The organism is Pseudomonas sp. zbq_18, from assembly GCF_043102245.1.
Classification (GTDB): domain Bacteria; phylum Pseudomonadota; class Gammaproteobacteria; order Pseudomonadales; family Pseudomonadaceae; genus Aquipseudomonas.
In genome coordinates, this window is record NZ_JBICIT010000020.1 from 1 (window position 1) to 14,476 (window position 14,476).

Below are 14,476 nucleotides of genomic sequence, written 5' to 3' on the forward strand. Positions count from 1 at the left end.
TCGGGCGGCCTTTTTCATGCCTGCGCGCTTAGCGTTTGCCGGCGAACCAGATCACCCGGCTGACGCCACGGGTGGCGGCCACATAGGCCAGGCGCAGGCTCTCGTCGCGCATGGCCTGGTCGTAGCTGTTGCGGAACAGGCCGCAGTGGGCATACAGCGCGTTGCGCAGCGGATGCGATTCGGGGCTGCCGCCGTCGTCGAGGATGATTGCCACCTCGCCCTGCAGGCCCTTGGCGCGGTGGATGCTGTAGGCGCGCACCGGCAGGCTAGGGTCCAGCTGGGCCTGCACCTGCTTCAGCGCGTCGTTGCGCCGGCCGAGCAGCAGCACCGGATTACGCTCGCGGCTGCCGCGCTGGGCGACATGCGCGCACTGCGTGGCGATCTCCTGCAGCAGCTCGGGCAATTGGCGCTTGAGGTCGAAACACTCGATGCGGCGCACGCCATGGTCGCCGGGTTGCTCTGCCTTGACCGCCTGGCTGCGCTTGGCTTGCTTGCAGGCGACGCCTTCCAGTAGCGCCTCGGCATCGCCCAGGATCGGCGCGATGCTGCGGAAGTTGGCCGTCAGCATCAGCACCTGGCTCTTGGCCTTGCCGCGGCAGGGGAAGTGACGGTCGAAGTCGAGGAACAGCTCCGGCGAGCTGCCGCGCCAGCCGTAGATCGACTGCCAGTCGTCGCCGATGGCCATCAGGCTGACCGCCTTGCCGCGGCCGGCCAGTGCACGGTGCACCGCCTTCAGCCAGTGGACGATCTGCGGCGAGATGTCCTGGAACTCGTCGATCAGCAGATGACGCAGTGGCTCGATGGCTTCTGCCGGTAACTCCTCGGCGCCTGCCAGGCGTTCACCGAGCTGGCGGAAGGCGGTGTCGAAGGTGGTGATGCCCTGCGTCTGCAGCAGTGTTTGGAAGCGCGCCCAGAAGCTGGCGAGCGCCTGCAGGAACAGGCGTTCGCGTGGCGCGCAGTCCAGCGTTTTGGCGTCGAGCAGATCCGGGCGCAGGCCGAGGCTCTCGGCGAAGCAGCCCTGCTGGTAGAACGCCTCGAACAGGGGCGTGGCGCGCAGCTCGCCGGCCAGACGCAGGCCTTCTTGCGGTGGCTTGCCGACAGTCTTGGGCATGGCCACACCGAGCAGTTCGTGCACCTGCTGGCGGAACCTGGCATCGCTGGCGTACAGCTCTTCATGGGCCTGGCGCAGCAGGCGCTGCTGTGCGGGTGGCAGGCGGCCGCCAGTTGGTGCGTCCAGCTCATCGCCGGCGCTATCGCCAAGTTGCTCGAACCAGCTTGGCGCGCCCAGCAGCACCTTGGCCTGCTGTGCCATGGCCGAGTGGAAGGTGCGCACGCATTGGCGTGCCTGGCCCTCGTCGAAGGGGAATTGCCAGAAGGCCAGCAGGCGCAGCAATTGGCCGCGCAGTTCGGCGCAGGAAGCATTGGTGAAGGAAATTACCGTGAGGCTGGTGGCGGGAGTCCGCAGGTGGCAGAGCATGAACACCACGCGCAGCAGCAGGGTGGTGGACTTGCCCGAGCCGGCGCCGGCGAAGATGCGTGCCAGCGGCGCACGGCAGAGGATCATCGCCCACTGCTCATCGGAGGGCGCGCCGATCAGCCCGGCCGCTACCGCCTCGGCAACGCGTTCGCGCATGGCAGCGATCTGGCTGTCGTCGACCTTCAGGCGGGCGCTGGAATAGATGCCGATGGGTGTAGGGGCAGGGCCATCGCTGGCCTTCTTCTTGCGTCCGCCGGTCTTGGCCTTGCCGCTGCTGGCAGGGCGCTTGGCGCGTGCTTGTGGCTGGCGCAGCCGGGCTGCGGCTTCGCGCTCGGCGCGCAGGTATTCGGTGGTGCGGGGGAAGTAGCGCGCCAGGGTGCTGGAAAGCAGCGCCTGGTAGCGTTTGACGGTGGACAGCATGGCAACTCGAAAAGCAGGTGCGGCCGGTCATCATACGGGCTTTGCCCTGGCAATGGGCCAGCGGGTTAGGGCTCTGGCGCAGAGAGCCTTTATAAGGCGATACACAGCATCTAGTTTGTGCTCCTGGCATCCCGTAATGGGGTGTTTCCGAGCGATCACTGCGATGCGTCGTGTTTTCCGTCTGCTTGCATGGACGAGTGCATTTTACCCGGTGCTCCGCTAGGATTAGCCACTTCCGCCACCCTCAGTCGCGACGGTTTTTCATGAGTTATCAGGTTCTTGCACGCAAATGGCGCCCGCGCAGCTTTCGCGAGATGGTTGGCCAGACGCATGTGCTCAAGGCCCTGATCAATGCGCTGGACAGCCAGCGCCTGCATCATGCCTATTTGTTCACCGGCACGCGCGGCGTGGGCAAGACCACCATCGCGCGAATCATCGCCAAGTGTCTTAACTGTGAGACCGGCATCAGCGCCAGCCCCTGCGGCCAGTGCTCGGTGTGCCGGGAGATCGACGAGGGCCGTTTCGTCGACCTGATCGAGGTGGACGCCGCGAGCCGCACCAAGGTCGAGGACACCCGCGAACTGCTGGAGAACGTGCAATACGCGCCAACCCGCGGTCGTTACAAGGTCTACCTGATCGACGAAGTGCACATGCTCTCCACGCACTCGTTCAATGCGCTGCTCAAGACCCTCGAAGAGCCGCCGCCCCACGTCAAGTTCCTGCTCGCCACCACCGACCCGCAGAAGTTGCCGGTCACCATCCTCTCGCGCTGCCTGCAGTTCTCCCTGAAGAACATGCCGCCGGAGCGGGTGGTCGAGCACCTGACCCATGTATTGACTGTCGAGAATGTGCCGTTCGAGGAAGATGCCCTGTGGCAGCTCGGTCGTGCCGCTGATGGCTCGATGCGCGATGCCATGAGCCTGACCGACCAGGCGATTGCCTTCGGTGAAGGCAAGGTACTCGCGGCTGATGTACGCGCCATGCTCGGCACCCTCGATCACGGCCAGGTCTATGGCGTGCTGCATGCGCTGCTGGAGGGCGACGCCCGCGCGTTGCTCGAAGCGGTACGCCAACTGGCTGAACAGGGGCCCGACTGGAGCGGTGTGCTGGCCGAGTTGCTCAATGTGCTGCACCGGGTGGCCATTGCCCAGGCCCTGCCGGAGGCCGTGGACAACGGTCAGGGCGATCGCGACAAGGTGCTGGCCCTGGCTCAGGCGCTGCCGGCCGAGGACGTGCAGTTCTACTACCAGATGGGCCTGATCGGCCGCCGTGACTTGCCCTTGGCGCCGGACCCGCGCGGTGGCTTCGAGATGGTGCTGCTGCGCATGCTGGCGTTCCGTCCGGCCGATGCCGACGGGGTGCCGAGGTCACCTTTAAAGGATCTGGGGATCAGCAAGGCCACCGCTGATTCCAGCCAGACCCCGGTGGCCGGTGTGGCCCCCATGGCTGCGCCGGCCGCTATCGTTGCTCCAGTTGCTCCAGTTGCTCCAGTTGCTCCAGCTGTTGCGCCAGCCGCGCCGGCACCCCAGCCTGTGGCGGCTCCGGCTCCGGCTCCGGCTCCGGCTCCGGCTCCTGAGGCTGTTGCGCCGCTCGCAGCCATTGCCGAGGTTCCCGCTGCCGAGCCGGTCATCGCGTCTGTCGTGCCTTTGGCCGAGGCCGCACAGCCGGTCGATCTGCCCTGGGAGGCGCCTGCGCCGCAGCAACCGGTCGCCGAGCCCGTTGCACAGCTTGCCGAGCCGCCTGCTGTGGCTCCTGCCGCTGCCGACGTGCCGGCCGACCCGGCTCCTGCGACTCCAGCCGTTCAGACTCCTACCGGGGCTGCGGCCGAGGAGGGCGATGACGACGAGCCCCCCCCCGGCGACTACGACTACTACGAGGCCGATGCCGACAGCCTCGATTACGATTTCGATGCCCCGGCCCAGCCCGAGGTCGTGGTGGCCGAGCCGCTGCCGGCCGCACAACCCGCTACCGGCCTGGCCGCCGAGTGGCTCGACCTGTTCCCGCGCCTGGGCCTGTCCGGCATGACCGGCAGCATCGGCGCCAACTGCACGCTGATCGAGACCCACGGCGATGACTGGCTGCTGCACCTGGACCCGGCGCACAGCGCGCTGTTCAATGCCACCCAGCAGCGCCGTCTGAACGAGGCGCTCAACCAGCACCTGGGGCGCAACCTGAAACTGCGCATCGAGCTGGTCCGCCCAGAGCAGGAGACCCCGGCCCAGGCCGCTGCGCGCAAGCGTGCCGAGCGCCAGCATCAGGCCGAGCAGTCGATCCACAACGACCCACTGGTGCAGCAGATGATTCAACAGTTTGGCGCCACTGTCCGCGCCGACTCCATCGAACCCCTGACTCCCTGAGTCATATAGCTGAGGAACATCGTCATGATGAAAGGTGGCATGGCAGGCCTGATGAAGCAGGCCCAGCAGATGCAGGAAAAAATGCAGAAGATGCAGGAAGAGCTGGCCAACGCCGAAGTCACCGGCCAGTCCGGCGCCGGCCTGGTGAGCGTGGTGATGACCGGTCGCCACGACGTCAAGCGCATCACCCTGGATGACAGCCTGATGCAGGAAGACAAGGAAGTGCTGGAAGACCTGATCGCTGCGGCAGTGAACGATGCCGTGCGCAAGGTCGAGCAGAACAGCCAGGAGAAGATGTCCGGCATGACTGCCGGCATGCAGCTCCCGCCCGGCTTCAAAATGCCTTTCTGACAAAACGTACCGCCCAGCCACTGCGCATAGCTGTGTTGCAAGCCGGCCCGGGCATCCTCTTTACGGCCAGTAAACTCCGGTGCCCGTGCCGTCTTGCGCCTTGCTCTGCACAGCGTCTGAACGGCACCTACACCGCAGTGGCCCCAGAAAAGCCAGCATCCGGTAGCCCCATGAGCTTCAGCCCGCTGATTCGCCAACTGATCGACTCGCTGCGCATTCTCCCTGGTGTAGGGCAGAAGACGGCGCAGCGTATGGCCTTGCAGCTGCTGGAGCGCGACCGTAGCGGAGGCATGCGTCTGTCGCAGGCTTTGGCGGCGGCGATGGAGGGCGTGGGGCATTGCCGGCAATGCCGCACTCTGAGTGAGGACGAGCTGTGCCCGCAGTGCAGTGACCCACGTCGCGACGATTCGCTACTGTGCGTGGTGGAAGGCCCACTGGATGTATTCGCGGTCGAGCAGACCGGCTATCGCGGGCGCTACTTCGTGCTCAAGGGCCATCTGTCGCCACTCGACGGCTTGGGGCCTGAGGCCATCGGCATTCCCGAGTTGCTGGCGCATATCGGTGCCAGCCAGTTCAGTGAAGTGATCCTCGCCACCAACCCCACGGTGGAGGGCGAGGCCACGGCCCATTACATCGCACAGATGCTCAGTGGCAAAGGCATCGTGCTGTCGCGTATCGCCCACGGCGTACCCCTGGGCGGCGAACTGGAGCTGGTCGATGGCGGTACTCTGGCCCACGCACTGGCCGGGCGTCGGCCGATCTCCGGCTGATTGTTCTGGTACGTGTCTACCTTGGCATCTTCATCTCCTGGACGGCACACGCGCTAGCCGCTGCTTCGCAGGTCAGCTGTGCATCATCGAAAGAGCCAGGCTGGGTATGTGTTGTGCTGGTGGCGGTATCCGGCTGGCGCGAAACTCCAGATAGCTACTTCAAGGCTGCTCTAGATTGCGTGCGCAATCGGGCCCGTGTGTTGGGATAATCAGGCCTCTTCGGCGGTCATAGACTTGGCCGCCACCCGCTGCCATAAGGCTGCCGTTGCCCTCCGAACCTGTCCCTGGAAACTCCGTGACCTCTGTCTTTTTTCGTCGCGCCGCGTTGCTCTTCGTCCTGGCCGTGCCGCTCGGCGCAAGTGCCGCCTGTCCAACGGGGCAGGTGGAGGTGTGTTTCACTGGCTGCCTGTGCGTGCCCGACTTGGCGCAAGTTCGCGAGCAGGTACTGGCCTCCGCTTCCGTGACACTGGAGCGCTGGATTTTGCAGTCCCGCGATTCGGCGCTGATGGCCGGTACGATGCCGATGCCGCTGGAGGTTCGCGCCCGTCTGGCACGCTACTACGACAGCGAGCTGCTCGACACGGTTCGCTTTCGCGTCGGTGCCCTCGACGAGCTGGATGTGGCCAGTACCATGCTGCAGAACCCGGACATCAAGGCGGTAACCCTGGTCGACGTGGTGGTCTTTCGCAGTCAGGAAGCTGCCGAGCGCGACACCGGGCTGTGGGCGCATGAGCTGTGGCACGCCCAGCAATACCGCGTGTGGGGTTCGACCGGCTTTGCTCAACGTTACACCCGCGATTTCGAGGCGGTGGAGAAACCAGCCTATGACATGCAGATCCGCGTGATGCGGGAGTTGCTGGTGTCGAAGAAACCATGACTTGAAAACCAAGCAAGCGCTCGGTTAGGGTGGCAGAAACAAAAACGGGAGCCACCCGCATGTCTGCTTTCCAGGAATACTTTGACGAATCCCACCAACTGGTGCGCGACTCGGTACGCCGTTTCGTTGAGCGAGAAATCCTGCCGCATATCGCTGACTGGGAGGAGGGCGAGAGCTTTCCCCGTGAGCTGTACCGCAAGGCGGGCGAGGCCGGCATCCTCGGCATCGGTTACCCGGAGCAGTATGGGGGGAGTCATGAAGGTGATCTGTTCGCCAAAGTCGTCGCCAGCGAAGAGCTGATGCGCTCGGGTTCAGGCGGCCTGGTCGCGGGCCTGGGTTCGCTGGACATCGGGTTGCCGCCGGTGCTCAAGTGGGCCAAGCCAGCGCTGCGAGAGCGCGTGGTGCCGCAGGTGCTGAGTGGCGAGAAAATCATGGCGCTGGCGGTGACCGAGCCCTCTGGTGGCTCCGACGTCGCCAATCTGAAAACCCGCGCGGTGCGCGACGGTGACCACTATCGGGTCACCGGCAGCAAGACATTCATCACCAGTGGTGTGCGTGCCGACTACTACACCGTGGCGGTGCGCACTGGCGGAGAAGGTTTTGGCGGAGTCAGCCTGCTGCTGATCGAGAAGGGCACGCCGGGCTTCAACGTCGGTCGCTCGCTGAAGAAGATGGGCTGGTGGGCCTCGGACACCGCCGAGCTGTTCTTCGACGACTGCCGGGTGCCGGTCGAGAACCTGATTGGTGCCGAGAACATGGGCTTCGCCTGCATCATGGCCAACTTCCAGAGTGAGCGCCTGAGCCTGGCGCTGATGGCCAATATGACTTCCCAGTTGGCGCTGGAGGAGGCCATGACCTGGGCGCGTGAGCGGGAGGCGTTCGGCAAGCCGATCGGCAAGTTCCAGGTGCTCAAGCACCGCCTGGCCGAAATGGCCACCCAGCTGGAAGTGTCGCGTGAGTTCACCTATCGCCAGGCGGCCAAGATGGCGGCCGGCAAGAGCGTGATCAAGGAAATCTCCATGGCCAAGAACTTCGCCACCGATGTGGCCGATCGCATTACCTATGATGCGGTGCAGCTGCTCGGCGGCATGGGCTTTATGCGTGAGTCGCTGGTGGAGCGCCTGTACCGCGACAACCGCATCCTCTCCATTGGCGGCGGCTCGCGGGAGATCATGAACGAGATCATCAGCAAGCAGATGGGGCTGTAGCGCTGTTGATAGCCCGGCGCAGAGTGCTTAGCACTAGACCGCTCTGCTGTTGGGCTTCGTCGCCATGCTCCTCAACCCAACCTACGAAACGAGAAAGCACGCAGGTCGAGTGCGTAGGTTGGGTTGAGCAAAGCGAAGCCCAACGTTGGGCTTAGCTGTAGGTGCTTCAGTTGACGGGGGTTCTCCACCCTACGACTCCCATAAACAACAAAGGGGCCTGATGGCCCCTTTGTTGTGCGCGGGAAATCCTTAGGAGAGGAAGCCGCCGTCGACGTTCAGCGCCACGCCGGTGGTGTAGCTGGAGGCGTCGCTGGCCAGGTACAGCACGGTGCCAGCCATTTCGCTCGGTTCGGCCACGCGCTTGAGCGGGATGCGCTGCAGGGCAACGTTGCGGATGGCGTCGTTCTTCACCAGCGCCGAGGCGAACTTGGTGTCGGTCAGCCCCGGCAGCAGGGCGTTGCAGCGGATGCCGAACTGCGCGCATTCCTTGGCGAAGACCTTGGTCATGCTGATCACGGCGGCCTTGGTCACCGAGTAGATGCCCTGGAATTCGCCCGGCGATACGCCATTGATCGAGGCCACGTTGATGATCGAGCCGCCACCGTTCTCCTTCATCAGCTTGCCGCCCTCGATGGACATGAAGTAGTAGCCGCGAATGTTGACGTCGACGGTCTTCTGGAAGGCGCCCAGGTCGGTGTCCAGCACGTTGCAGAACTGCGGGTTGGTGGCGGCGTTGTTGACCAGGATGTCCAGGCGACCAAACTTTTCGCGAATGAAGGCGAAGACGTTCTGGATCTGCTCCATCTCGCCGATGTGGCAGGCGAATGCGGTGGCCTGGCCGCCGTCGGCGATGATCGCGTCGGCGACTTTCTGGCAGTCATCGATCTTGCGGCTCGACACGATCACATGGGCGCCTTGCTGGGCCAGCAGCTTGGCGATGGCTTCGCCGATGCCGCGGCTGGCGCCGGAAACGAAAGCGATCTTGCCGTCGAGGTCGAACAGGTGGGTCTTGGACATACTGGTTACCTTGTCTGAGCCGGGTTAGAGGGTGGATTTGCCGATGACCTGCAGAGCCGCCTGCTCCAGCAGCTTGTTCATCATGATGAACTGGGCGAAGCGCTTGTCCTTGGTCTGGCCGTGGAAGAAGCGGTAGTAGATTTGTTGCACGATGCCGGCCAGGCGGAACAGGCCGTACACGTAGTAGAAGTCGAAATTTTCGATGCGGATGCCAGCACGCTCGGCGTAATAGTCGACGAACTCCTGGCGAGTCAGCATGCCCGGCGCGTTGCTTGGCTGGCGGCGCATCAGCTGCATGGGCTGTGGGTCGTCGGCTTCGATCCAGTAGGCGAGGGTGTTGCCCAGGTCCATCAGCGGATCGCCGATGGTGGTCAGCTCCCAGTCCAGTACGCCGATGATCTGCATCGGGTTGTTCGGGTCGAGCAGCACGTTGTCGAAGCGGTAGTCGTTGTGCACGATGCCTGGCTTGTGGTGGTCAGCCGGCATCTTCTCGCGCAGCCAGGCCTTGACCGGTTCCCAGGTCGGCGCGTCGGGCGTCAGGGCCTTCTCGTAGCGGTCGCTCCAACCTTCGATCTGGCGCTTCACGTAGCCTTCCGGCTTGCCCAGGTCGCCGAGGCCGCAAGCCTGGTAGTCGACGTTGTGCAGTTCGACCATCTTGTCGACGAAGCTCTTGCACAGCTCGCGGGTCTGCTCGGCGCTGAAGTTCAGCTCGGCCGGCATGTCGCTGCGCAGAATGATGCCCTTGACCCGTTGCATCACGTAGAACTCGGCGCCGATCACCGATTCGTCGGTGCAGTGCACATAGGCCTTGGGGCAGTAGGGAAAACCGGCATTGAGTTGGTTGAGGATGCGAAACTCGCGGCCCATGTCGTGCGCGGACTTGGCCTTGTGGCCGAACGGCGGGCGGCGCAGGACGAATTCGTGATCCGGGTATTCCAGTAGGTAGGTGAGGTTCGAGGCTCCGCCCGGGAACTGGCTGATACGCGGTTCGCCGGTCAGTCCCGGAATATGCGCTTTCAGGTACGGATCGATCTGCGCGACATCGAGTTCTTCGCCTTCGCGGATGCCGGTGGACTGGTCTGTCAGCGTCATTCTTATCCCTTCTACTTATGATGGGGGGCATCAATTATTGGCTAATCTAATGTTGCTGGCTGGAGCCTAACAAGCAAAGCACAGCGTTATAGATCTGGCTGTTAGTTGCCGATCAAGGGGCCTGATTACCCTGGCGGCGAAAAAAAACCGGAGCCTCGCGACTCCGGTTTTTTCAACTGCGCGGCAGTGCCCGAGAGGCTTATACCGGGAACAGTTCGGCCAGTTTCATGGCCAGCATCATGTCGCCTTCAGCGCGCAGTTTGCCGCCCATGAAAGCCTGCATGCCGTCGGTTTCGCCAGTGGCGATGCCTTCGAGAGTGGCGCTGTCCATGATCAGGGTGACGTTGGCATTCGGGTTGTCACCCTGCTGCACGTCGCAGGTGCCGTCCTTGACGATCAGCGCGTAGTTGTCGCCATCTTCGATGTTGAACTGGAAGACCAGATCCAGGCCGGCGGCGGCGCTGGCGTTGAACTTGGATTGCATGGTGCTGATGATTTCGGCAACGGAGCTCATGTTTCTGTCCTTTTTATCAAGGGTTCTGGCGACCTTGCGGGTCGCTTGTTATCCGGTACTCAGCGATAGGTGATGAGTTCCGGGGCCTTCAACAGCTCCAGATGCACACGGCTGTTGAAGGAAGCCAGGGTCACCTCGCTGCCGCGAAACTGCAGGCGCGAGAGTGAAGTGTTGACGATCTGCCAGTTCATGTCGAACGCACTGCCTGCCGGCATGCCGGTCACCAGATGCAGCAGGGCGGTAATGGTGCCGCCGGAGGTGAACACGGCAATCTTGTCTCCCCGCGCCGCCTGTGCGAGCAGGCGCTCGAGGCCGCCACGCACGGTGTCGACGAAGCCCTGCCAGGTTTCATGGTTGGGCTGGTCGTACTGGCCGGTCACCCAACGGTCGATGATGCGGGCGAACAGGTGTTGAAAGGCGGCGCGATGTTCCTTCGGGTTGCCGAGGATGGTCAGCGCGTCGGGCTCATCCGGCAGCATGGCGGGGAGCAGGCCATGAATGACCGACTCGGCATCGAATTCGTTGAAGGCGGCGTCGATTTCCAGCTCGGGGGCTGCCAGGCCTGCCGCAACACTGCGTTGCAAGGCGGCACTGGCAGTATGTTGCTGGCGCCGTAGACTGCCGCTGACACAGCGATCGAAGCGAATGCCGAGTTCAGCAAGGTGATCGCCCAGGACTTCGGCCTGGCGCACGCCGAGTGGTGAGAGGACGTCATAGTCGTCGGCACCGAAAGAGGCCTGGCCGTGTCGAATGAGATAGATGCTACCCACGTCGCGTTAGTCCCGCCGGCTTGAAGTTTGGCGAGGGTATGGGCTGAGTCGGGCCTCTGTCAACGAAAAAACATACGCTTGTTTGAATGCTGGAAAGGCGTGGCGAAGCCGATTGGCCTGACATTGTCGGCACCGTTATGCTGCACAGGTTTCACGCCCACGTGGGCAATGGAGATTGTTAGACAAGGGGGCTTTGTGGAGTTTTTGCTGGATTATGCGGATTTCCTGCTGCGGACCCTGACCGTCCTGGTCGCGGTGATTGTGGTGCTGGTGACGATCGCGGCCCTGCGTAGCAAGGGGCGCGGCAAAGCGGCCGGTCAGCTGCAGGTGCAGCGACTCAATGATTTTTACAAGGCATTGCGCGAGCGACTCGAGCACGAGTTACTGGACAAGGCGCAGATGAAGCAACTGCGCAAGGCCGAGGCCAAGCAGGCCAAGTTGGATAAGAAGCAGGGCCAGCACAAGCCGCGGGTGTTCGTGGTCGACTTCGATGGCGACATCAAGGCCTCGGCTACCGACAACCTGCGTCACGAAGTCACTGCGCTGCTGAGTATGGCGACGGCTCAGGATGAAGTGGTGCTGCGCCTGGAGAGCGGCGGCGGCATGGTGCATGGCTATGGGCTGGCCGCCTCGCAACTGGCGCGCATCCGCCAGGCCGGTGTGCCACTGACGGTGTGTGTGGACAAGGTCGCGGCCAGCGGCGGTTACATGATGGCCTGCATCGGCGGCAAGGTGCTGTCCGCGCCGTTCGCCATCCTCGGCTCCATCGGCGTGGTGGCGCAGTTGCCGAATATCCACCGGCTGCTGAAGAAGAACGACATCGACGTCGAAATGCTCACCGCCGGCGAATACAAGCGCACCCTCACCGTGCTGGGTGAGAACACCGAGAAGGGGCGGGAGAAGTTCCAGGAGGACCTGGACACCACCCACGAACTGTTCAAGAGCTTCGTGGCCCGCTACCGGCCACAACTGAATATCGACGAGATCGCCACGGGCGAGGTCTGGCTGGGCATTTCGGCGCTGAACAAGCACCTGGTGGACGAACTCAAGACCAGCGACGAGTATCTGGCCGAGCGTGCCCGCGAGGCGGAGCTGTTCCATCTGCATTTCGTGCAGAAGAAGAGCCTGCCGGAGCGCTTCGGCATCGCCGCCAGCGTCACCGTGGATCGACTGCTATTGAGCTGGTGGAGCCGGCTCAATCAACAACGTTTCTGGTAGGAGGATGCATGACAGCTTTCAAGGCTTTGTTGGTCACCGAGGAAAATGGCGCCTACGTGCCGCAGGTGGTCGAGCGCCAGGTTGACGACCTGCCTGCCGGCGAGGTGCTGATCCGCGTGCACTACTCCTCGCTCAACTACAAGGATGCGCTCTCCGCCAGCGGCAACCGTGGGGTGACCCGCCACTTTCCGCACACCCCAGGCATCGACGCCGCAGGCGTGGTGGCGCAGTCCAGTGCTGCCGAGTTCGCCGCCGGTGATGAAGTGATCGTCACCGGCTACGACCTGGGGATGAACACAGCCGGTGGCTTCGGCCAGTACATCCGCGTGCCGGCTGCGTGGGTGATCAAACGGCCCAAGGGCCTGAGCCTGCGTGAGGCCATGCTGCTCGGCACTGCCGGCCTGACCGCTGGCCTTTGCGTGGACAAGCTGGAACAGGCCGGTCTGACCCCGGCTGCCGGCCCTGTGCTGGTCACTGGTGCCACTGGTGGGGTGGGCAGCATTGCCGTGGCCTTGCTGGCGCGTCTGGGTTACGACGTGGCGGCCTCCACCGGCAAGGCCGAGCAGGGAGAGTTCCTGCGTCAGCTCGGCGCCCGGCAGATCGTCTCTCGCGAGGAGCTTCAGGAAGGCAGCGAGAAGGCCATGCTCAAGGAACGCTGGGCTGGCGCGGTCGATACCGTGGGCGGCGACATCCTGTTCAACGTGGTCAAGGCGCTGCGCTACGGCGCCAGTGCCGCCTGTTGCGGGCTGACGGCGGGCATGGGCTTCAAGGGTAGTGTGGCGCCTTTCATCTTGCGTGGGGTCAACTTACTCGGCGTGGACTCGGTCGAGTTGCCGTTGGTGGTCAAGGCCTCCATGTGGGACAAGCTGTCGCTGCAGTGGAAGCTGGGCAACCTGGAAAGCCTGGCCGAGGAGGTGAGCCTGGAGCAGTTGCCCAAGGCCATTGAGCAGATCCTCGCCGGCAAGATGGTCGGCCGGGTACTGGTCAATCTCGGCTGATTAGCTGTGTTTGGGACAAGGCCCGGTCGATCCGGGCCTTTTCGTTTGCGGCGTCAGGCCTGACTGACGTACATGGTGATGTCGGCACGAAATACCGGCTTCTCGCCGACATAGGCCATTACCGGCACTTTCACGTCACCCGTCTGGCTCCAGTCGATGGCGCTGCCATCGGCCACGGCCCGGATATCGCCATCGGCTTTGGCCTGGTATTCCACCGTCATACCGCGCGGAATCCAGCGGTGGCCTGCGGGGATCGAGGCGTCGGTCATGGTGCCGGCGGCCAGCTCGGCGGCGTTGCACAGGGCAATGGCATGCACGGTGCCGAGGTGATTGAGCACTTCGCGGCGTTTGGGGAAGGTGACTTCCGCATAGCCCGGGCGCAGCTCGACGAACTGCGGGGCGATGCTAGCGAAGTAGGGCGCGACCTGGCCGATCATGGCGCTGAACTGGGCCAGGCCGACCTGCTGGTACATCTGCATCATCTGACTCATGGGGATTCCTACACTGGGATTGAAGAGAAGTGCGCGCCCAGGCAGTATACGAATAACAGAATTAAATTCTAGAAAATTATTCTAATTTGCTAGAGCCTGTTCAGAGGCTCGCGAGCTAGAGCCAAGTGGTGGCGGAAGTGGGCGAAGAAGCGGAGTCTACAAGTGGTAGATGAGCATTCTGAGCCCGCTTCCAACGCCGCTTGGCCGACGCGCAGCAGACTTTGAACAGGTTCCAAGGAGGCCTGATGGCCCGTAGTTCCCGCAAGGACGAAATCCTCCAGGCCGCGTTGGCCTGTTTCACTGAGCACGGCGTGGATGCGACCACCATCGAGATGATTCGCGACCGCTCCGGGGCCAGTATCGGCAGTCTCTATCACCACTTCGGCAACAAGGAGCGCATCATCGGCGCCCTGTATCTGGCCGGTACCGCGCAATACGCGGCGCTGCTCGCCGAAGGCTTCAGCCGTGCCGACTCCGCCGAAGCCTGTGTGCGGCTGTTGGTGGTCAGTTATATCGATTGGGTGGTGGCCAACCCGGACTGGGCACGTTTCATTCTGCACAGTCGCGGTCGGGTGGAGGCGAGTGAGATGGGCGAGGCGCTGCGCGAGGCCAACCGCGAACATTACCAGCGCATCGCCGATGCCCTGGATGGCTATCGCAAGGAAGGCCTGTTCAAGGCCATGCCGGCCGACTGCTTCGCCTCGGTAATCATCGGTCCGACCCACGACTTCGCCCGCAATTGGCTGGCAGGGCGCACGACCAGCGAGCTGAGCGAGTGTCGCGAACTGCTGGCGCAGATTGCCTGGGACGCGGTGAAGGCCTAGCGGCCCGGATGCAGTCCGGGAGGCAGGCGACTCCGCTCCCGGATTGCATCCGGGCTACGGCCTGAAATGAAAAAGCCCCGCAGAACGGGGCT

General features: G+C 63.5%; 14 protein-coding genes. 8 read left to right on the forward strand and 6 right to left on the reverse strand.

Annotated features, from left to right (window positions below; all coding sequences use genetic code 11):
* Positions 1 to 28: 28 nt before the first annotated feature.
* Positions 29 to 1,897: a UvrD-helicase domain-containing protein gene (locus tag ACF8C6_RS16395; protein ID WP_392500250.1), complete on the reverse strand. Its 1,869-nt coding sequence runs from the start codon at positions 1,895 to 1,897 to the stop codon at positions 29 to 31.
* A 263-nt stretch (positions 1,898 to 2,160) separates the two neighbouring features.
* Between ACF8C6_RS16395 and dnaX the strand changes: the two genes are divergently transcribed.
* The 5 genes from dnaX (at position 2,161) to ACF8C6_RS16420 (ending at position 7,460) form a co-directional block, all read left to right on the forward strand.
* Positions 2,161 to 4,254, forward strand: a complete 2,094-nt coding sequence (gene dnaX / locus ACF8C6_RS16400; protein ID WP_392500251.1) for a DNA polymerase III subunit gamma/tau — start codon at positions 2,161 to 2,163, stop codon at positions 4,252 to 4,254.
* Between the two features lie 24 nt (positions 4,255 to 4,278).
* Positions 4,279 to 4,605: a YbaB/EbfC family nucleoid-associated protein gene (locus ACF8C6_RS16405; RefSeq protein WP_003460931.1), complete on the forward strand. Its 327-nt coding sequence runs from the start codon at positions 4,279 to 4,281 to the stop codon at positions 4,603 to 4,605.
* Between the two features lie 170 nt (positions 4,606 to 4,775).
* On the forward strand, positions 4,776 to 5,375 hold the full coding sequence (gene recR, locus ACF8C6_RS16410; RefSeq protein WP_392500252.1) for a recombination mediator RecR: 600 nt from the start codon (positions 4,776 to 4,778) through the stop codon (positions 5,373 to 5,375).
* 295 nt (positions 5,376 to 5,670) lie between these two features.
* Positions 5,671 to 6,252 (forward strand): DUF4157 domain-containing protein, encoded by a 582-nt coding sequence (locus tag ACF8C6_RS16415; RefSeq protein WP_392500253.1) that lies wholly within the window; start codon positions 5,671 to 5,673, stop codon positions 6,250 to 6,252.
* 59 nt (positions 6,253 to 6,311) lie between these two features.
* Positions 6,312 to 7,460, forward strand: a complete 1,149-nt coding sequence (locus tag ACF8C6_RS16420) for an acyl-CoA dehydrogenase family protein (RefSeq protein WP_392500254.1) — start codon at positions 6,312 to 6,314, stop codon at positions 7,458 to 7,460.
* Positions 7,461 to 7,709: 249 nt separating this feature from the next.
* On the opposite strand, the gene ACF8C6_RS16425 is transcribed toward ACF8C6_RS16420, so the two are convergent.
* The 4 genes from ACF8C6_RS16425 to ACF8C6_RS16440 form a co-directional block, all read right to left on the reverse strand.
* The gene (locus ACF8C6_RS16425) at positions 7,710 to 8,477 is read right to left on the reverse strand and encodes an SDR family oxidoreductase (RefSeq protein WP_392500255.1); all 768 of its coding nucleotides are present in this window, start codon (positions 8,475 to 8,477) and stop codon (positions 7,710 to 7,712) included.
* Between the two features lie 24 nt (positions 8,478 to 8,501).
* Positions 8,502 to 9,569, reverse strand: a complete 1,068-nt coding sequence (locus tag ACF8C6_RS16430) for a phosphotransferase family protein (protein WP_277691182.1) — start codon at positions 9,567 to 9,569, stop codon at positions 8,502 to 8,504.
* Between the two features lie 199 nt (positions 9,570 to 9,768).
* The gene (locus tag ACF8C6_RS16435) at positions 9,769 to 10,083 is read right to left on the reverse strand and encodes an SCP2 sterol-binding domain-containing protein (protein ID WP_277691184.1); all 315 of its coding nucleotides are present in this window, start codon (positions 10,081 to 10,083) and stop codon (positions 9,769 to 9,771) included.
* A gap of 59 nt (positions 10,084 to 10,142) precedes the next feature.
* A complete protein-coding gene (locus ACF8C6_RS16440; protein WP_392500256.1) occupies positions 10,143 to 10,853 on the reverse strand; it encodes a histidine phosphatase family protein in 711 nt (236 codons plus the stop codon).
* Between the two features lie 195 nt (positions 10,854 to 11,048).
* Here ACF8C6_RS16440 and sohB point away from each other — a divergent pair, with 195 nt between their 5' ends.
* Both sohB and ACF8C6_RS16450 read left to right on the forward strand, forming a co-directional pair.
* Positions 11,049 to 12,071 carry a protease SohB gene (gene sohB, locus ACF8C6_RS16445; RefSeq protein ID WP_392500257.1) on the forward strand — a complete coding sequence of 341 codons (1,023 nt, stop codon included), beginning with the start codon at positions 11,049 to 11,051 and terminating at the stop codon, positions 12,069 to 12,071.
* An 8-nt stretch (positions 12,072 to 12,079) separates the two neighbouring features.
* Entirely contained in the window at positions 12,080 to 13,069 is a 990-nt protein-coding gene (locus ACF8C6_RS16450) for a YhdH/YhfP family quinone oxidoreductase (RefSeq protein WP_392500258.1), read from the forward strand.
* Positions 13,070 to 13,122: 53 nt separating this feature from the next.
* Here ACF8C6_RS16450 and ACF8C6_RS16455 read toward each other — a convergent pair whose 3' ends face one another.
* Positions 13,123 to 13,560 (reverse strand): hotdog fold domain-containing protein, encoded by a 438-nt coding sequence (locus ACF8C6_RS16455; protein WP_392500259.1) that lies wholly within the window; start codon positions 13,558 to 13,560, stop codon positions 13,123 to 13,125.
* Positions 13,561 to 13,805: 245 nt separating this feature from the next.
* On the opposite strand from ACF8C6_RS16455, the gene ACF8C6_RS16460 reads away from it, so the two are divergent.
* Complete coding sequence (locus ACF8C6_RS16460; protein WP_392500260.1) at positions 13,806 to 14,384, forward strand: TetR/AcrR family transcriptional regulator; 579 nt, start codon at positions 13,806 to 13,808, stop codon at positions 14,382 to 14,384.
* Positions 14,385 to 14,476: the final 92 nt, after the last annotated feature.